The organism is Pseudomonas sp. LPH60, from assembly GCF_030718165.1.
Classification (GTDB): domain Bacteria; phylum Pseudomonadota; class Gammaproteobacteria; order Pseudomonadales; family Pseudomonadaceae; genus Aquipseudomonas; species Aquipseudomonas danubii.
The window spans coordinates 854,085-872,807 of record NZ_JAVAJH010000003.1; the positions used below are offsets into that span (position 1 = coordinate 854,085).

Sequence of the window (18,723 nt, forward strand, 5' to 3'; positions counted from 1 at the left end):
CTCCTTACAGATCGCCGAAGAAGCGTTTGACGCCCTCAAACCAACCCGTGGTTTTCGGCGAGTGCGAATTGTCGCCATCCAGCGAACCGCGCAACTCTTCCAGCAGCTCGCGCTGACGACGACTCAGGTTCACTGGCGTTTCCACCGCAACCCGACACATCAGATCGCCAGCACCGCCGCCACGCACCGGAGCAACGCCCTTGCCGCGAATCCGGAACTGCTTGCCGGTCTGAGTCCCCTCAGGAATCTTCAGCTTGACCCGACCATCCAGAGTCGGAATCTCCAGCTCGCCGCCCAAGGCCGCATCAACAAAGCTGATAGGCACTTCGCAGAACAGATGCTTGCCGTCACGCTGGAAGATCGAGTGCTCGCGCACATTGATCACCACATACAAGTCACCAGTCGGACCACCCTGGGTCCCCGCCTCACCCTCACCGGACAGACGGATACGGTCACCCGTATCGACACCTGCCGGCACTTTTACCGACAGCGTCTTGTACTCTTCGACGCGGCCTTCGCCGTGGCACGAATCGCACGGATCGGAAATGATCTTGCCCTGACCATGGCAACGCGGGCAGGTCTGCTGCACCGAGAAGAAGCCCTGCTGCATGCGCACCTGACCAATACCACCGCAAGTCGGGCAAGTGACAGGCGACGAGCCCTTCTTGGCACCCGAACCATCGCACGGCTTGCAATTGACCAGTGTTGGCACACGGATGTTAACCGTGGTGCCCCGCACCGCCTCTTCCAGATTCAGTTCCAGGGTGTAACGCAGATCGCTACCGCGCTGCGCGCCACCGCGAGAGCCGCCGCGACCGCCACCGAAGAAATCACTGAACACATCACCGAAGATATCGGAGAAGTTCTGACCGCCAAAACCGGCGCCACCACCACCCATGCTCGGATCGACACCGGCATGACCATACTGGTCATAAGCTGCGCGCTTACTGGAGTCGGACAGCACTTCGTAGGCCTCGTTGGCCTCCTTGAACATGTCTTCCGACGCTTTGTCGCCGGGATTACGATCCGGGTGATGCTTCATCGCCAGGCGACGGTAAGCCTTTTTCAGCTCCGCTTCGCTGGAGCCACGCTCCACACCCAATACTTCGTAATAGTCACGCTTTGCCATAAGTCTTTGCACTCTTAAGGACGCCCGGCAAACCCTCCTGAGCTCTGCCAAACTCGCTGAGCCCCAATACAGGCCCGGACCCAACTCACGTCAATTCAACGATCCTGGTCTTGGATAGACGACCCGGTTGCAGGTCGATCATTGCGGTCATCGCAGCCGGAAAGCAGGAGCTTCTCCGACCCGACCGCCAGTGCACAAACGGAAGTTGCACACCATCAAAATTCGCTGACTCCAGACACGCCAACGCGGGAGCAAGCTCCCGCGCGGCGACATCCTACCAGTCACCGCCCAAAGGCAGTCAACCGGCCGACCAACAAGCCATTACTTGTGGTCTTTTACTTCTTCGAACTCGGCATCGACGACGTCGTCGGCTTTTTCAGCAGACTCAGCGTGCGGTGCTGCACCCTCAGCAGGCTGAGCCTGTTCGGCGTACATCTTCTGGGCAACCGGGGCCGAGACTTTCGACAGCTCTTCGACCTTGGCGTCGATGGCAGCCTTGTCGTCACCTTTGACAGCGGCTTCCAGAGCAACCACGGCAGCTTCAATCGCGGTCTTCTCTTCCGCAGTCACTTTGTCGCCGGCGTCAGCCACCATCTTGCGAGTCGAGTGCACCAGCGCGTCACCCTGGTTACGGGCAGTGGCCAGCTCTTCGAACTTGCGATCCTCTTCCGAGTTGGCTTCAGCGTCACGGATCATCTGCTGGATTTCTTCATCCGACAGGCCGGAGTTGGCCTTGATCACGATCGACTGAGTCTTACCGGTAGCCTTGTCCTTCGCACCTACGTGCAGGATGCCGTTGGCGTCGATGTCGAAGGTCACTTCGATCTGCGGCACGCCACGTGGAGCAGGTGGAATGTCGGTCAGGTCGAACTTGCCTAGAGACTTGTTCTGCGCGGCTTGCTTACGCTCGCCCTGCAGCACGTGAATGGTCACGGCGCCCTGGTTGTCGTCGGCAGTCGAGAACACCTGGGATTTCTTGGTAGGAATCGTGGTGTTTTTCTCGATCAGCGCGGTCATCACGCCACCCATGGTTTCGATACCCAGGGTCAGCGGGCTAACGTCCAGCAGCAGTACGTCTTTCACGTCACCGGCCAGAACCGCACCCTGGATCGCAGCACCCATGGCAACCGCTTCGTCCGGGTTGACGTCCTTACGAGCTTCTTTACCGAAGAAGTCGGTTACGGCTTTCTGTACCAGCGGCATACGAGTCTGGCCGCCGACCAGGATTACGTCGTTGATCGCGCCAACGTCGATACCGGCGTCCTTCAGAGCGATGCGGCATGGCTCGATGGTGCGCTGAACCAGGTCTTCAACCAGAGATTCCAGCTTGGCGCGGGAGATCTTCACGTTCAGGTGCTTAGGACCAGTGGCATCTGCTGTGATGTACGGCAGGTTGACGTCGGTCTGCTGGCTCGAGGACAGCTCGATCTTGGCTTTTTCGGCAGCTTCTTTCAGACGCTGCATGGCCAGCGGGTCACCCTTGAGGTTCATGCCGCTTTCTTTCTTGAACTCATCAACCAGGTAGTCGATCAGACGGATGTCGAAGTCTTCACCACCCAGGAAGGTGTCACCGTTGGTGGCCAGTACTTCGAACTGATGCTCACCGTCGACTTCAGCGATCTCGATCACGGAAACGTCAAACGTACCGCCACCCAGGTCATAAACGATCACGGTGTGATCGCCCTTGGCCTTGTCCATGCCATAAGCCAGAGCGGCTGCGGTTGGTTCGTTGATGATGCGCTTGACGTCCAGACCAGCGATACGACCGGCGTCCTTGGTGGCCTGACGCTGGCTGTCGTTGAAGTAGGCCGGAACAGTAATGACCGCTTCGGTCACTGCTTCGCCGAGGTAGTCTTCGGCGGTCTTCTTCATCTTTTTAAGGATTTCAGCCGAAATCTGTGGCGGAGCCATTTTCTGGCCGTTCACTTCAACCCAGGCGTCGTTGTTGTCAGCCTTGACGATCTTGTAAGGGACCATCTGAATGTCTTTCTGCACAACTTCTTCGTCGAAACGACGACCGATCAGACGCTTAACTGCGTACAGGGTGTTGTGCGGGTTGGTAACAGCCTGACGCTTGGCCGACTGACCTACCAGAATCTCGCCATCGTTGGCGTAAGCGATGATCGACGGCGTGGTACGCGCGCCTTCAGCGTTTTCGATAACTTTTACGTTGCCGTTTTCAAGAATGGAGACGCACGAGTTGGTGGTCCCCAAGTCAATACCGATAATTTTGCCCATGTTAACTCTCCCGAAACTTTAGATTTGGATGCCGCAGTTGTGGTGGCAAACTGCGGTAGCACTTAAACGCTTGACTGTTAGATGGGGGCTCTACAGCCGTTTTCAAGCCTTTTCGTCAATCGAAGGCGAAACCGGTGCAGGCGCCTTGCTGACCACGACCATGGCCGGGCGCAGGAGGCGACCATTGAGCTGATAACCCTTCTGGAACACTTTGAGAACACTGTTGGGTTCTACATCCGCGCTTTCCTGCATGGCCATGGCCTGATGCTGTTCAGCGTTGAATGGTTCGCCGTGAGGATCGATGGCTTCCAACTGATAACGCTTGAGGGTGTCGTGGAACATCTTCAAGGTCAGTTCGATACCTTCACGCATTGGGCGGATGCTTTCGTCGTCCGGATTGGACAGCTCCAGGCCACGCTCCAGGCTATCGATCACCGGCAACAGGTCACCGGCAAATTTCTCGAGAGCAAATTTGTGAGCCTTTTCCACATCCTGCTCGGCGCGGCGGCGGACGTTTTGCAGATCGGCTGCAACACGCAAAGCCTGATCCTGCGCACCAGCCAGTTGCTCTTCGAGCACTTGTACACGAGCCGCCAGGTCTTCACCCGAAGCCTCGGGGGCCTGATTGGCGTCTAGATTTTGCGTATCCAGCGTCTGTTCATCAGCCATGAAATTCTCCTTTCAATATCGTCTGTGAGCCAGGCTCACTCTTCTGCACAGCTATATGGGGTCGCATTTTCAGGCTTCAAGCCCGCAGCCACAGCAAAAGTTGTTCCGACCGGATAAATCCTGTACGCGAACACTCCCGAGGCACTAAAAAGCCAGAATGACCAAGCAAATCGAGCTAAGGGAAAGCATTGTCAGCCCGAAACAAAACACTGTATAAATAACCAGACATCTAGTTTGGGAGCGGCCTTAATGTTGGTGCACCTGTCCGTACACAATTACGCCATCGTCGAACACCTGGATCTGGAACTGGATCGCGGAATGAGCGTCATTACCGGCGAAACCGGCGCCGGCAAGTCGATCATGCTCGACGCTCTCGGCCTGACCCTGGGCGATCGCGCCGACAGTGGCGTGGTACGACCCGGCGCCGACAAGGCCGACATCCTTGCCACCTTCGACCTGTCGGACATTCCCGAGGCCCACAGCTGGCTGGCCGAGCGCGATCTGGATAACGACGGGCCGTGCATACTACGCCGGGTGATCACCGCCGAAGGACGCTCCCGCGGCTATATCAACGGTACGCCCTGCCCGCTCGGAGACCTCAAGGCCCTGGGCGAACTGCTGATCGACATCCACAGCCAGCACGAGCACCAGTCACTGCTCAAGACCGATACCCATCGACGCCTGCTGGATGAATATGCCGGCGCTACCGATCTTGCCCGCCAGGTACAACTGGCAGCCCAACGCTGGCGCCAGACCCGCCAGGAGCTGGAGCGCCTGTCCAATTCCGGCGATGAGCAGCGCGCCCGCCATCAACTGCTGAGCTATCAGCTTGAAGAGCTGGAGAATCTCGGCCTGGGAGAAAACGAACTCGAAGAGTTGGAGCAGGAACACAAGAACCTGACCAACGCCGAAACCCTGCTGGGCATCTGCCGCCAGGTGGTCGAACAGTGCAGCGAAAGCGACTCCGGCAATGTCCTCAACGCCTTGACCGTCAGCCTCAACCGCCTGTCCAGCATCGGCAACTCGACAGGAGCATTAGGCGAGGCCACCAACCTGCTGGCCAGCGCCCAGATCCAGGTGGAAGAAGCCGTGGGCGAATTGAATCGCTTCCTCGATCACTTCGATGCCGACCCGGCACGCCTGCAACAGCTGGAGGAACGCCTGGACTCCATCTATACCCTGGCACGCAAGCATCGCATCCAGCCCTTCGAACTGGCGGCCATGCAGCAAACCCTGCTGGATGAAATCGAAACCCTGGACGCCAACGACGAGAGCATCGAGCGCCTCGGCGAAGAGCTGCAGTCCTTCGCCCGCCACTATCAGGAGAAAGCCCAAGAACTGAGTCGCTTGCGGGAGCAGGCGGCCACCGGACTGGCCAGCGCGGTAGAACTTGAAATTCAGCGCCTGGGCATGCCCGGCGGACGCTTCACGATCGAGCTGCGAGCCAACACCAGCGATGAGCTGCTGCCCAACGGCCTGGAGCAGGTCGAACTCCTGGTCAGCGCCAACCCGGGACAACCGCTCAAGGCACTGGCCAAGGTCGCCTCGGGTGGCGAGTTGTCACGCATCAGCCTGGCGATCCAGGTCATCACGGCACAAACCTCACGAGTGCCTACCCTGGTGTTCGACGAAGTCGACGTAGGGATCGGCGGCCCGACTGCCGAGATCGTCGGCCAATTGCTGCGGCGTCTCGGCGAGCGCGGCCAGGTGCTGACGGTTACTCACCTGCCACAAGTTGCCGCCCAGGGGCATCAACATCTGTTCGTGCACAAGGTCCGTGGCAACAACGCGACCCATACCGCCGTTTCCAAACTGGGCAAGAACGAAAGAATCGAGGAAATTGCCCGCATGCTGGGCGGTATCGATTTGACCAAGGAGTCCCTGGCCCACGCCAAGAAAATGGTAGTAACCACCAAGGCCTGAGGTTGTAGCGCTTCTTTTATATAGGCACAAAGCACGAAGGCGACCCTGAGGTCGCCTTCGATCGTTTCACGACTATGCCAGTCGCGTGAGAGGCTTACTTCTTCTTGCGCACATACAGCACAAGATTGTGATCCACCAACTCGAAACCGTGCTTTTCGACAATCGCCTTCTGAAGCTTTTCGATTTCTTCGTCGAAGAACTCGATCACTTCGCCAGACTCCACGTTGACCATATGGTCGTGGTGACCGCCATCCGCCAGCTCGAATACAGCGTGACCGCCATCAAAATTATGGCGCACCACCAGTCCGGCTGCTTCGAATTGAGTCAGTACACGGTAAACCGTGGCCAGACCCACATCCTCACCAGCTTCCATCAGCGCCTTGTAGACATCTTCAGCGCTCATGTGCCGCTGCTCGGTGGAGTCGAGCATTTGTAGAATTTTGACCCGTGGCAGAGTCACTTTAAGGCCGGCTTTACGTAGTTCGCTATTTTCAACCATGGTCAGCTTTCTCGCCGATGCTGCTTCGCAGCTTCTCTTAATGCGGGTATGATCGGGGTTTACGTTGTCCCAGCCAAGATAGTGGAAGTCGCCCACCGATGCAAAACACCAAGCTCTTGCTAACCAGTTTCACCTTCGTGGGACTGCTCGCACTCGCCGGTTGTTCATTCCCCGGGGTTTACAAAATCGACATCCAGCAGGGCAATGTCGTGACGCAGGACATGATAGACCAGTTGCGCCCTGGAATGACCCGACGGCAAGTAAGGTTTATCATGGGCAACCCTCTGTTGACCGACACGTTCCATGCCGATCGCTGGGATTATCTCTACAGCCTGCAACCTGGTGGTGGTGAACGCCAACAGGAACGCGTCAGCCTGATCTTCAACGGCAACGACCAACTGGTTAGCTTGGCCGGCGACTTCATGCCAGGCGTAAGCCGCGACGAAGCCCTGTTGGGCAAGGAGAGCGGCAACACCGTTACCGCCCCTGCCGAGAACGCCGAGAAGCCAAAAGCCGAGAAACCGGTCAAACCGGGTTCGCTGCTGGACCAGATCCAGAAGGATGTGGATGGCGTCGAAACCGTACCAGTGCCTACTCCTGAACCACTGGACACTTCTCCGCAATAATTTGTGGCGAATAAAAAAGCCCGGGCATGCCCGGGCTTTTTATTGGCTGTCGCTAACGATCACTGCTCACGCTTACGAGCCTCGGCCGCCTTGGCGGCACGCAGACGCCGCACCTCTTTCGGATCGGCCAACAGCGGACGATAGATTTCAATTCGATCTCCGGCCTGAACTACATATTGCCCAGGATCGGATACCTGCTTTCCGAAGATTCCCACCGGACACGCCGCCAGATCCAGCCCCGCAAAATGCTCCTTTACAGAAGAAGCCTCCAACGCTGCAAGCAGGGTCGAACCCTGGGGCACTTGCACACTCAGCAGCACCTGGCGGTCGACGGCAGCATGAACCACCTCGATGACAATCAGAGGCTCAACCATGCAGTTGCTTGGCCCGCTGGCAGAATGCATCCACCAGAGTATTGGCCGCCTGATTGAACAGAGGCCCCAGGGTGGCACGCACCAACGGCCCGGCGTAGTCAAACGACAGATCGAGGCTGATCTTGCAGGCCTTCTCCCCCAACGGCTTGAACACCCATAACCCATGCAGTTGGTTGAACGGCCCCTCTTCCAGGTTCATCTCGATCGACTGTCCCGGCACCAGGGTATTGCAAGTCACAAAACGCTGGCTCATGCCGCCCTTGGCCACCGCCAGACTGGCACGCATCCGTTCCTCGCTATTTTCCAGCACCTCGGCCGAAGAGCACCAGGGCAGAAACTCCGGGTAACGGGCCACATCATTAACCAGGTCATACAGAAACTGCGCCGGATAGGGCAAAAGGGCCGAACGTTGAATATGGGTCGTCATGTGAGCTTCATTTCCACAACTGGGCGGCAAACACCACAAGAATGCCGACGGGCGCCACATAGCGCATCAAAAACAAGGCCAGGGTGAACAACAACGGACTACGCAACGACAACTCATCACGAACAGCCTCACGGCCCATCACCCAACCTGCAAACACCACGAAGCACAAACCGCCAAGAGGCAACATGATCCGCGAGGTGAAAAAGTCGATTACGCCAAAGAAATCCAGACCGCCGGCCGCGCCCCATCGATAGAGATGAAAAACACCGCCTTCGTTCACGAAGAATTTGGCCTGCTGCCAGATGTTGAAAGAGAACACCGTTCCCAATCCCACGAACCAGCAACTGAACGCCAGCCAGAATGTCACCCAGCCGCGGCGGATTTTAGTCCTCTCGACGAGATAAGCCACCATCGGTTCCAACAAGGAAATCGCCGAACTCCAGGCAGCAATCGCCACCAGGATAAAGAACACTACGCCCATAAGCTGGCCGAACGCCACATTGCCGAAGGCAAACGGCAGGCTGATGAACATCAGGCCCGGCCCCTCGCTGGGATTCAGCCCGGCAGCGAATACGATGGGGAACAGGGCCATCCCCGCCACCAGCGAAACGAAGGTATCCAGCAGCGCCACACCGACCACGGTGCCAGCCAGGGACGAATGCTTGGGCATGTAGGCACCGTAGATCATGATCGAACCAACCCCCACGCTGAGGGAAAAGAACGCATGCCCCATGGCCGGCAGCAGCCCGTCCAACAAGCGGTCCAGGCTGAAGTCGAACATGAAATGCAGGCCCTGCATGAAATGCCCGGTGGTCATGCTGTAGCCCAGCAGCACCAACAGCATCACGAACAGCAGCGGCATCATGATCCGCAAACTGCGTTCAAGCCCAGCGACCACTCCCTTGGCAATCACCAATGCCGACAGCAGCATGAACAGCGTGTGCCAAAGCGTCAGTCGCCACGGGTCGGCCGTCACCGCGGAGAAGTACACACTGACCTGATCCGCCGTGACACCCTGAAAATCGCCGCGCCCCATATCGATGATGTAGTCCAGGGACCAACCACCCACCACGCTATAGAAGGAAAGAATCAGCAGCGCCGTGATCATTCCGGCAAAGGCGCCCCAGGACCACTTAGCCGAATGCCCCGCCTCCAGAGCCAGCACCTTCAGGGCATTGGCCGGACTCTGCCGTGCCCGACGGCCAATCAAGGTTTCCGCCAGCATCACCGGCAAGCCGATCAGCGCAATACACGCCAGAAACACCAGGACAAAAGCACCACCACCATAGACACCGACCATGTAGGGGAATTTCCAGATGCTCCCCAGGCCCACGGCCGAACCAGTTGCAGCGAGTATAAAGACCCAGCGGCTTGCCCAGCCGCCGTGGACAGAGACCCTGTCTGTCGACATCGTTAACGCGCCCAACCGAAAAAAAAGAGGCCGCATTGTCCGGGATTCAATCAACCTGCTCAAGCACGCTGCGTCACCGTAGCCGACGCGCGCGCAACTCCCTATAATGCCGCCCCTATGGCTAAACAGAAGAAACACCCAACAGGGACCATCGCGCAAAATAAAAAGGCGCGTCACGATTACTTCATCGAACATCGGTTCGAGGCTGGACTGGTCCTGGCCGGCTGGGAAGTAAAGAGTCTGCGGGCGGGCAAGGCGCAACTGGTGGACAGTTACGTGCTGCTCAAGGATGGCGAGGCCTGGCTGTTCGGCAGCCATTTCACCCCGCTGACCACTGCAAGTACCCACGTCATTGCCGACCCGACGCGCTCGCGCAAGCTGCTGCTCAACCAGCGCGAGCTGGAAAAGCTGTTCGCCGCCGTGCAGCAGAAGGGTTACGCCTGTGTGTGCCTTTCGCTCTACTGGAGCAAGCACCTGGTCAAGTGTGAAATCGCACTGGGCAAGGGCAAGAAGGAATACGACAAGCGTCACACCGAACGCGAGCGCGATTCCGATCGCGAGCTGCAGCGTGCGGTGCGGACCAAGGGCAAGGAAGACTGATCTTCCTGCCTTGAGGTCGCTTTCGCCGGCAAGCCGGCTCCTACAACACCCAGGTAGGAGCCGGCTTGCCGGCGATTTGCATTACATGCCCTTGCGCCGTTCGGCCCGGGCTACTCGCTGCACTTCCTGACGCACTTCCTCAAGCACCTCTTGCACATAAAGAATGTGCCGACTGGAAACTTCCCGAGCCTCTTCCGCACGCCCTTCAATAATCGCCAAGTACAGATCGCGGTGCTGACTGATAAGCATGTCGCGAGTTTCCGTGCGCTGCTTGTACATGCCGCCGATGTTGGTCACCACGTTGCGCTTGAGCAGGTCGAACAGGCCGCGAATGGTGTGCAGCAACACCGCGTTATGGCTGGCCTCGGCAATCGCCAGGTGGAACTTGGCATCCGCCGCCCCCTCCTCGATACGACTGACATCGTCGGAGCGGGAATAACAATCCTGCAGCTCCTCGAAAGCTTGAGTCAGCCGCTCACGATCCACCGCCGTCGCGCGCAACGCCGCGTAATAAGCGCAAGACGCCTCCAGGGTATGGCGGAACTCCAGCAGATCGCGCTGGGCATCCGTGTTGTTTTCCAACAGGTGCAGCAAAGGATCGCTGAAGGTCGAGCCCAGGGATTCCACCACGTAGTTGCCGCCGCCCTGACGGCTGATCAACAAGCCCTTGGCCGTCAGCTTCTGGATCGCCTCGCGCAGTGAGGGACGGGAGACACCGAACTGCTCGGCCAAGGCACGCTCGGCCGGCAGCCGCTCGCCAGCCTTCAAGGTGCCTTCAAGAATCATCCCTTCCAGACGCTCGACAATATCGTCGGACAAACGGCGCTGGCGTATCTGATCAAACCCCATGACTCACTCTCCACCCTCCCGACCCATCGCCGGGGGGCTCTATTCTGGCCTATTCACGGCGCGCCAACACCTGGCAGAACGCAGCCATTTGTACCCATCAGATGGCCGCGCCATAGCGCATTCGACAAAAGTTTTAGGGCGGCAAATTGACACACCGCGCACAACGCTTTTACCCTAGCCAACAGCGATTGTAAATTGGTCTTACCAATTAACCAAGACGCTAGCAGTGCCTGACCAACAACAATTAGGGGCCACCCCATTATGCAAACCTGGCAACAGCTCTATAGCCCGCTTGGCAGCCTCGGCCTGTCCGCCCTCGCCGCCGTTATCCCGATCGTGTTCTTCTTCCTGGCTCTGGCCGTGTTCCGTCTCAAAGGACACGTCGCCGGGAGTATCACCCTGGCCTTGTCGATCCTGGTGGCGATCTTCGCCTTCAAGATGCCCGCCGACATGGCCTTCGCTGCCGCTGGCTATGGATTTGCCTACGGTCTGTGGCCCATCGCCTGGATCATCGTCGCCGCCGTGTTCCTCTACAAACTGACGGTGAAAAGCGGCCAGTTTGAAATCATCCGCAGCTCGGTACTGTCGATCACCGACGACCAGCGCCTGCAGGTGCTGCTGATCGGCTTCTGCTTCGGCGCCTTCCTCGAAGGTGCGGCAGGTTTTGGCGCACCGGTGGCGATCACCGCCGCCCTGCTGGTGGGCCTGGGCTTCAACCCACTGTACGCCGCCGGCCTGTGCCTGATCGCCAACACCGCGCCCGTGGCCTTCGGCGCCCTGGGGATTCCGATCATCGTCGCCGGCCAGGTGACCGGCATCGACGCCTTCAAGATCGGCGCCATGACCGGCCGCCAACTGCCACTGCTGTCGCTGTTCGTGCCGTTCTGGCTGGTGTTCATGATGGACGGTATGCGCGGCGTCAAAGAGACCTGGCCCGCCGCGCTGGTAGCCGGTCTGAGCTTTGCCATCACTCAGTACTTCACCTCGAACTTCATCGGCCCGGAACTGCCGGACATCACCTCGGCCCTGGCCAGCCTGATCTCCCTGACCCTGTTCCTGAAAATCTGGCAGCCCAAGCGCACCGCCGGTGCGCAGATCGCCGGCGCCACCTCCAGCGAGGCCGTCATCGCCAGCGTCGGCGGCTTCGGTCAGCCACGCAACACCGTCGCTTCACCCTACAGCCTGGGGCAGATTTTCAAGGCCTGGTCGCCGTTCCTGATCCTCACCGTGCTGGTGACCATCTGGACCCTCAAGCCCTTCAAGGCGATGTTCGCCGCCGGCGGCTCGATGTACGGCTGGGTGTTCAACTTCGCCATCCCGCATCTGGATCAGCTGGTGATCAAGATGGCGCCGATCGTGACCACCCCCACCGCCATCCCGGCGGTGTTCAAGCTCGACCCGATCTCCGCCACCGGCACGGCGATTTTCTTCTCCGCGCTGGTCTCCATGCTGGTGCTGAAGATCAACGTTAAAACTGGTCTGACCACTTTAAAAGAGACCTTCTACGAGCTGCGCTGGCCGATCCTGTCCATCGGCATGGTGCTGGCGTTCGCCTTCGTCACCAACTACTCGGGCATGTCTTCGACCATGGCCCTGGTCCTGGCGGGCACCGGCGCGGCGTTCCCGTTTTTCTCGCCGTTCCTCGGCTGGCTCGGGGTGTTCCTCACCGGTTCCGATACCTCGTCCAACGCCCTGTTCAGTTCGCTGCAGGCCACCACCGCGCACCAGATCGGAGTCAATGACACCCTGCTGGTGGCGGCCAATACCAGCGGCGGCGTGACCGGCAAGATGATCTCGCCGCAATCGATCGCCGTGGCCTGCGCCGCCACCGGCCTGGTGGGCAAGGAGTCGGATCTATTCCGCTTCACCCTCAAGCACAGCCTGTTCTTTGCCACTATTGTCGGCCTGATCACCCTGGCCCAGGCCTACTGGTTCACCGGCATGCTGGTGCACTAAGCAACACCGAAAGAACCGACGCCGCATTCACCCGCGGCGTCCGCATTCACCACCCGGTCTGCAAGGCTGCTGAAAGCTTGCTGGTTTATCTTTCAGCCGCCGCAACGGACGAATAACCGGGACCACCCGGAGACACGCCTGATGAGCGAGCTTTTCTACAACGCCGTGCCCAATGCGACCCGCGTCGCACCGCCGCTGGCCGCACCTCGGCAGTACCCCAGCGCGAAACCTGCGCGGGTCTACCTGTTCGGCACCTGCGTGGTCGACCTGTTCTATCCCGAAGCCGGGATGGATGCGATTCACCTGCTGGAACGCGAAGGCATTCGCGTGGACTACCCACAAGGGCAAAGCTGCTGCGGACAACCGGCCTATACCTCGGGTTACACCGAGCAGGCGCGCACCGTGGCCCGCTCGCAACTGGCGCTGTTTGCCGGTGACTATCCGGTGGTGGTGCCCTCGGGCTCCTGCGCGGGCATGCTGCGCGAGCATTACGCGGACTTGTTCAAAGACGAGCCCGAGACGTTGAAACAAGTGCAGGCCCTGGCAGCCCGCACCTATGAACTGGCCGAGTTCCTCCTGCACGTGTGCAAGGTGCAGCTCAAGGACAGCGGCGCGCCGGTCAAGGTGGCCCTGCACACCTCCTGCTCGGCCCGTCGGGAAATGAACACCCACCTGCACGGCCGTGAGTTGCTGTCACAGCTGAGCAATGTGGAACGGGTAGAACACAGCCACGAAAGCGAATGCTGTGGCTTTGGCGGGACTTTCAGCGTCCGAATGCCGGACATCTCCGGCGCCATGGTCGCGGACAAGACCCGCGCGCTGAAGGAATCCGGCGCGCATCAGGTACTGAGTGCCGACTGCGGCTGCTTGATGAACATCAACGGCGCGCTGGAGAAACAGCAAGAGGCCTTGCGCGGCCAGCACCTGGCGAGCTTCCTCTGGCAACGTACCGGAGGTGCGCAATGAGCACCCCCGAGCTGATTCCGACCACCAACGTGGCGGACGATTTCCGAACCCGGGCCCACCAAGCCCTGGGTGATAAACAACTGCGAAACAACTTTCGCAGTGCCATGGATTCACTCATGGCCAAGCGTGCGGCCTCGTTCAGCGATGCCCACGAAAGAGAACACCTGCGCGCCCTGGGCAACGCGATTCGCGCCCGGGCGTTATCCAAGCTGCCCGACCTGCTCGAGCGCCTGGAACAGAACCTGACCCGCAACGGTGTGACAGTGCACTGGGCGGAAACGGTGGACGAAGCCAATGGCATCGTCCTCTCGATCATCCGTGCTCACGAGGCGCGGCAAGTGATCAAGGGCAAATCGATGGTCAGCGAAGAGATGGAAATGAACCATGTCCTCGCTGAACAAGGCATTGAATGCCTTGAGTCGGACATGGGCGAGTTCATCGTCCAGCTCGACCACGAGAAGCCTTCACACATCATTATGCCGGCGATCCACAAGAATGCCGGTCAGGTCGCGTCCTTGTTCCACGACAAACTCGGCGTGGAGTACACCAAGGACGTTGACCAACTCATTCAGATCGGTCGCAAGGTCTTGCGGCAGAAATTCTTCGAAGCCGATATCGGCGTCTCCGGCGTCAACTTCGCCGTGGCCGAGACCGGCACCCTGCTGCTGGTGGAAAACGAAGGCAACGGGCGCATGTCCACCACCGTGCCGCCAGTGCACATTGCCGTCACCGGGATCGAGAAAGTCGTCGAGAACCTGCGCGATGTGGTGCCGCTGCTTTCACTGCTGACCCGCTCGGCCCTCGGCCAGCCCATCACCACCTACGTCAACATGATCTCCGGCCCGCGCAAGGAGCATGAGCTGGACGGCCCTCAGGAAGTGCACCTGGTGCTGCTGGACAACGGCCGCAGCCAGGCCTTTGCCGACAGCGAACTGCGCCAGACCCTGAACTGCATCCGCTGCGGCGCCTGCATGAACCACTGCCCGGTCTACACCCGGGTCGGCGGCCACACCTACGGCGAGGTCTACCCGGGGCCGATCGGCAAGATCATCACCCCGCACATGGTCGGCCTGGCCAAGGTGCCGGATCACCCCAGCGCCTCCTCGCTGTGCGGCGCCTGTGGCGAAGTGTGCCCGGTGAAGATCCCGATCCCGGCACTGCTGCGACGCCTGCGGGAAGAGAACGTCAAGGCTCCGGACAGCCCGCATCAAGTGATGCGCGGTCAGGGCAGCAAGTACTCGCGCAAGGAGCGCTTCATCTGGAACGCCTGGGCCCGCCTCAACAGCTCGCCGACCCTGTATCGCCTGTTCACCCTGGCCGCCACCCGCCTGCGCGCCCTCACCCCGAGCAAGGTCGGCCCCTGGACGCAGAACCACAGCGCGCCAAAACCCGCCGCCCGGTCGCTGCATGACCTGGCCCGTGAGCACCTGGACAAGCAGGGAGACCGCTGATGAGCGCGAAACACAACATCCTCGCCAAGCTGCGCAACAGCCTGACCGGCACCACGCCGATTGTGGATAACTTCGACGAGGCGCTGGTCACCGAGCCTTACAGCTACACGGCGGAGCAACGCATTCCACAGCTGCGCAAACAGATGGAAGCGGTGCACACCGAGATCCACCTGAGCACCGCCGCCGGCTGGCCGGAGCTGCTGGCAAAGCTGCTGCAGGAGCGCCAGTTGCCCAGCCTGCTGATCGCCCCGAGCACGCCCCACGGCCAGCGGGTCACCCAGCACTGGGCCGAGCACCCGCACCTGCCGGCGCTCAAGGCCTACGACCGCCCGGTGGAAGAGTGGAAAGCCGAGCTGTTCAACGACACCCCGGCCAGCCTCACCGGCACCCTGGGTGCCATCGCCGCCACCGGCAGCCTGATCCTTTGGCCGACCCGGGAAGAACCGCGGCTGATGAGCCTGGTGCCGCCGGTGCATTTCGCCCTGCTCAAGGCCAGCGAAATCCGCGACAACTTCTATCAGGTGCAGCAACAGATGAACTGGGCTGCCGGCATGCCGACCAACGCGCTGCTGGTGTCCGGCCCATCGAAGACCGCTGATATCGAACAAGTCCTGGCTTACGGCGCCCACGGCCCGAAAGACCTGGTGGTGCTGATCCTGGAGGACCAATGAGCCTACCGGCCGCTTTTCTGCGTGATGCCCAGCAACTGATTCCCCAGGAGCGGCGTTTCGACGACCCGCTCTCGACCCTGGCCTTTGGCACCGACGCCAGCTTCTACCGGCTGATCCCCAAGCTGGTGGTCCGCGTCGAGTCCGAAGATGAAGTGGTCGCGCTGCTCCAGCTGGCCCAGCGCGACCGGGTGCCGGTGACCTTCCGCGCCGCCGGCACCAGCCTGTCCGGGCAGGCCATCAGCGACTCGGTGCTGATCGTTCTGGGGGATAACTGGAACGGCAAGGAGATTCGCCATCAGGGTACGCAGATTCGTCTGCAGCCCGGGGTGATCGGCGCCCAGGCCAACGCCTGGCTGGCGCCGTTCGGGCGCAAGATCGGCCCCGACCCGGCCTCGATCAACGCCTGCAAGATCGGCGGCATCGTCGCCAACAACGCCAGCGGCATGTGCTGCGGCACCGCGCAGAACACCTACCACACCCTGGCCGGCATCCGTCTGGTGCTGGCCGATGGCACGCGCCTGGACACCGAGGATGAGGCCAGCGTTAGCGCCTTCCGCGCCAGCCATGGTCCGTTGCTGGAGCGCCTGGCCGAACTGGGCCGCAGCACCCGCGCCAACAGCGAGCTGGCAGCGAAGATCCGCCACAAGTACCGGCTGAAAAACACCACTGGCCTGTCCCTCAATGCCCTGGTGGATTTCGACGACCCGCTGGACATCCTCAGCCACCTGCTGGTGGGGTCCGAAGGCACCCTGGGCTTTATCAGCGCGGTGACCTACGACACGGTGATCGACCACCCGAACAAGGCCTCGGCGCTGATCGTCTTTCCCGACGTGGAAACCTGCTGCAACGCGGTGACCGTGCTCAAGAGCCAACCAGTGTCGGCAGTGGAGCTGCTGGACCGCCGCAGCCTGCGCTCGGTGCAGGACAAGCCCGGTATGCCGGCGTTCGTCCAGCAACTCTCGGCCAACGCCTGCGCGCTGCTGATCGAGTCCCGCGCCGCGTCCTCGTCGCTACTGCACGAGCAACTGGCGCAGATCATGAATTCCCTGGCCGCCTTCCCGGTGGAAAAACAGGTGGACTTCACCGAAGACCCGCAGGAAAACGCCAAGCTCTGGGCGATCCGCAAGGACACCTTCCCGGCGGTGGGCGCGGTGCGCAAGACCGGCACCACGGTGATCATCGAGGACGTGACCTTCCCCGTGGAGCAGCTGGCCATCGGCGTCAACCGCCTGATCGAGCTGTTCGACAAGCACCACTACGACGAAGCGATCCTGTTCGGCCATGCCCTGGAGGGCAACCTGCACTTCGTCTTCACCCAGGGCTTCAACAGCAGCGAGGAAGTGAACCGCTACCAGGCGTTCATGGACGATGTGGCGCAACTGGTGGCGGTGGAATTCGGCGGTTCGCTGAAGGCTGAACACGGCACCGGGCGCAACATGGCGCCCTTCGTCGAGCTGGAATGGGGCAGCGATGCCTACCAGCTTATGTGGCAGCTCAAGCGCCTGCTGGACCCCAACGCCATCCTCAACCCGGACGTGGTGCTCAGCGAAGACCCGCAGATCCACCTGAAGCATCTCAAGCCGCTGCCGGCGGCCGACGAGATTGTGGATAAGTGCATCGAGTGCGGTTTCTGCGAGCCGGTGTGCCCATCCAAGGGCCTGACCCTGAGCCCGCGCCAGCGCATCGTCATCTGGCGCGACATCCAGGCACGCAAACGCGCCGGCATCGACACCTCCGAGCTAGAGGCGGCCTATCAGTACCAGGGCATCGACACCTGCGCCGCCACCGGCCTGTGCGCCCAGCGCTGCCCGGTGGGCATCAACACCGGCGAGCTGGTGAAGAAACTGCGCAGCGAGCACGCCACCCACAGCGGCACCGCCGAATGGCTCAGCTCGCACTTCGCCAGCACCTTGCAGGGCGCGCGCTTCACCCTGCACGTGGCCAACGGCGCGCGCATGCTCTTGGGCGCGCCGCGACTGAGCAAGCTGTCGGCGAGCCTGACGCGCCTGTCCAAAGGCCGGGTGCCGCAGTGGAACAACGCCATGCCCCAGCCGGAAAAGGCCATTCGCTTCAGCCCGAGCGTCAGCGACGCGCGCCCGCGAGTGGTGTACCTGGCGGCCTGCGTGTCCCGAGTGATGGGGCCAGCAGCAGGCGACAAGGAACAATCGTCGCTCTACGAAAAAACCCGCGGCCTGCTGGAAAAGGCCGGCTATCAAGTGGTGCTGCCGGACAACCTGGACAACCTCTGCTGCGGCCAGCCCTTCGCCTCCAAGGGCTACGCCACCCAGGCCGAGGACAAGCGCCAGGAACTGATCGGCGCCCTGCTCCACGCCAGCCGGGGCGGCCTCGACCCGATCTACTGCGACACCAGCCCCTGCACCCTGCGCCTGGTGCAGGACCTGGGGGACGTGCGCCTGGACCTCTACGACCCGGTGCGCTTCATCCGCACCCACTTGCTGGAACGCCTGGAGTTCACCCCACAAGAAGCACCGATCGCGGTGCACGTCACCTGCAGTACCCAGCACCTGGGCGAGAGCCAGGCGCTGATCGAACTGGCCCGGCGTTGCAGCAACAATGTGGTGATCCCCGAAGGCATCCACTGCTGTGGTTTCGCCGGCGACAAGGGCTTCACCACCCCCGAGCTCAATGCCCACTCCCTGCGCAGCCTCAAGGACGCGGTGCAGTACTGCAGCGAAGGCATCTCCACCAGCCGCACCTGTGAAATCGGCCTCAGCCAGCACGGTGGGATCGACTATCACGGGCTGGTCTACCTGGTGGACCGGGTCACCCGGGCCAAAGCCGTCTGACTTCAGGGGCAGGACAACAAGGGGCGGCTTCGCCCCTTTTTTGTACCTGCTTAAACGCGATAACGACTGTTCCAGTTCATCGCAAAAAAAACAGAACCCCGGCGCACCGCTGTAGTCCATTTTCCAG

General features: G+C 60.7%; 16 protein-coding genes. 8 read left to right on the forward strand and 8 right to left on the reverse strand.

Annotation, left to right across the window (positions count from 1 at the left end; translation table 11 throughout):
• Positions 1–4: 4 nt before the first annotated feature.
• From dnaJ to grpE, 3 genes are all read right to left on the reverse strand, one after another.
• Positions 5–1,129, reverse strand: coding sequence for a molecular chaperone DnaJ (gene dnaJ / locus Q8O96_RS14355; RefSeq protein ID WP_102861077.1), 1,125 nt, complete (start codon positions 1,127–1,129; stop codon positions 5–7).
• Between the two features lie 321 nt (positions 1,130–1,450).
• A complete protein-coding gene (gene dnaK / locus Q8O96_RS14360; protein WP_102861076.1) occupies positions 1,451–3,367 on the reverse strand; it encodes a molecular chaperone DnaK in 1,917 nt (638 codons plus the stop codon).
• A gap of 102 nt (positions 3,368–3,469) precedes the next feature.
• A complete protein-coding gene (grpE, locus tag Q8O96_RS14365) occupies positions 3,470–4,036 on the reverse strand; it encodes a nucleotide exchange factor GrpE (protein ID WP_102861075.1) in 567 nt (188 codons plus the stop codon).
• Between the two features lie 249 nt (positions 4,037–4,285).
• Here grpE and recN point away from each other — a divergent pair, with 249 nt between their 5' ends.
• The gene (recN, locus tag Q8O96_RS14370) at positions 4,286–5,959 is read left to right on the forward strand and encodes a DNA repair protein RecN (RefSeq protein WP_102861074.1); all 1,674 of its coding nucleotides are present in this window, start codon (positions 4,286–4,288) and stop codon (positions 5,957–5,959) included.
• 94 nt (positions 5,960–6,053) lie between these two features.
• On the opposite strand, the gene fur is transcribed toward recN, so the two are convergent.
• Positions 6,054–6,458: a ferric iron uptake transcriptional regulator gene (fur, locus tag Q8O96_RS14375; protein ID WP_011059185.1), complete on the reverse strand. Its 405-nt coding sequence runs from the start codon at positions 6,456–6,458 to the stop codon at positions 6,054–6,056.
• Positions 6,459–6,556: 98 nt separating this feature from the next.
• Here fur and Q8O96_RS14380 point away from each other — a divergent pair, with 98 nt between their 5' ends.
• A complete protein-coding gene (locus Q8O96_RS14380) occupies positions 6,557–7,084 on the forward strand; it encodes an outer membrane protein assembly factor BamE (protein WP_102861073.1) in 528 nt (175 codons plus the stop codon).
• A 59-nt stretch (positions 7,085–7,143) separates the two neighbouring features.
• Here Q8O96_RS14380 and Q8O96_RS14385 read toward each other — a convergent pair whose 3' ends face one another.
• The 3 genes from Q8O96_RS14385 to Q8O96_RS14395 are packed head-to-tail and all read right to left on the reverse strand — an operon-like array spanning position 7,144 to position 9,296.
• Positions 7,144–7,458, reverse strand: coding sequence for an RnfH family protein (locus Q8O96_RS14385; protein ID WP_207167049.1), 315 nt, complete (start codon positions 7,456–7,458; stop codon positions 7,144–7,146).
• Positions 7,451–7,885 carry a type II toxin-antitoxin system RatA family toxin gene (locus tag Q8O96_RS14390; RefSeq protein ID WP_016967218.1) on the reverse strand — a complete coding sequence of 145 codons (435 nt, stop codon included), beginning with the start codon at positions 7,883–7,885 and terminating at the stop codon, positions 7,451–7,453. The genes Q8O96_RS14385 and Q8O96_RS14390 overlap by 8 nt, the downstream gene beginning before the upstream one ends.
• A gap of 7 nt (positions 7,886–7,892) precedes the next feature.
• On the reverse strand, positions 7,893–9,296 hold the full coding sequence (locus Q8O96_RS14395) for a sodium-dependent transporter (protein ID WP_115581578.1): 1,404 nt from the start codon (positions 9,294–9,296) through the stop codon (positions 7,893–7,895).
• Positions 9,297–9,413: 117 nt separating this feature from the next.
• Here Q8O96_RS14395 and smpB point away from each other — a divergent pair, with 117 nt between their 5' ends.
• A complete protein-coding gene (gene smpB / locus Q8O96_RS14400; protein WP_047283878.1) occupies positions 9,414–9,896 on the forward strand; it encodes an SsrA-binding protein SmpB in 483 nt (160 codons plus the stop codon).
• An 81-nt stretch (positions 9,897–9,977) separates the two neighbouring features.
• Here smpB and Q8O96_RS14405 read toward each other — a convergent pair whose 3' ends face one another.
• Positions 9,978–10,745 carry a GntR family transcriptional regulator gene (locus tag Q8O96_RS14405; protein WP_102861070.1) on the reverse strand — a complete coding sequence of 256 codons (768 nt, stop codon included), beginning with the start codon at positions 10,743–10,745 and terminating at the stop codon, positions 9,978–9,980.
• A 261-nt stretch (positions 10,746–11,006) separates the two neighbouring features.
• Here Q8O96_RS14405 and Q8O96_RS14410 point away from each other — a divergent pair, with 261 nt between their 5' ends.
• From Q8O96_RS14410 to Q8O96_RS14430, 5 genes are all read left to right on the forward strand, one after another.
• Positions 11,007–12,701, forward strand: coding sequence for a lactate permease LctP family transporter (locus tag Q8O96_RS14410; RefSeq protein ID WP_305948982.1), 1,695 nt, complete (start codon positions 11,007–11,009; stop codon positions 12,699–12,701).
• A 141-nt stretch (positions 12,702–12,842) separates the two neighbouring features.
• A complete protein-coding gene (locus Q8O96_RS14415) occupies positions 12,843–13,667 on the forward strand; it encodes a (Fe-S)-binding protein (RefSeq protein WP_102861068.1) in 825 nt (274 codons plus the stop codon).
• On the forward strand, positions 13,664–15,118 hold the full coding sequence (locus Q8O96_RS14420; protein WP_102861067.1) for a LutB/LldF family L-lactate oxidation iron-sulfur protein: 1,455 nt from the start codon (positions 13,664–13,666) through the stop codon (positions 15,116–15,118). The genes Q8O96_RS14415 and Q8O96_RS14420 overlap by 4 nt, the downstream gene beginning before the upstream one ends.
• Positions 15,118–15,789 (forward strand): lactate utilization protein, encoded by a 672-nt coding sequence (locus Q8O96_RS14425; protein ID WP_060837471.1) that lies wholly within the window; start codon positions 15,118–15,120, stop codon positions 15,787–15,789. The genes Q8O96_RS14420 and Q8O96_RS14425 overlap by 1 nt, the downstream gene beginning before the upstream one ends.
• Positions 15,786–18,596, forward strand: a complete 2,811-nt coding sequence (locus tag Q8O96_RS14430) for an FAD-binding and (Fe-S)-binding domain-containing protein (protein ID WP_305948983.1) — start codon at positions 15,786–15,788, stop codon at positions 18,594–18,596. The genes Q8O96_RS14425 and Q8O96_RS14430 overlap by 4 nt, the downstream gene beginning before the upstream one ends.
• Positions 18,597–18,723 lie beyond the last annotated feature (127 nt).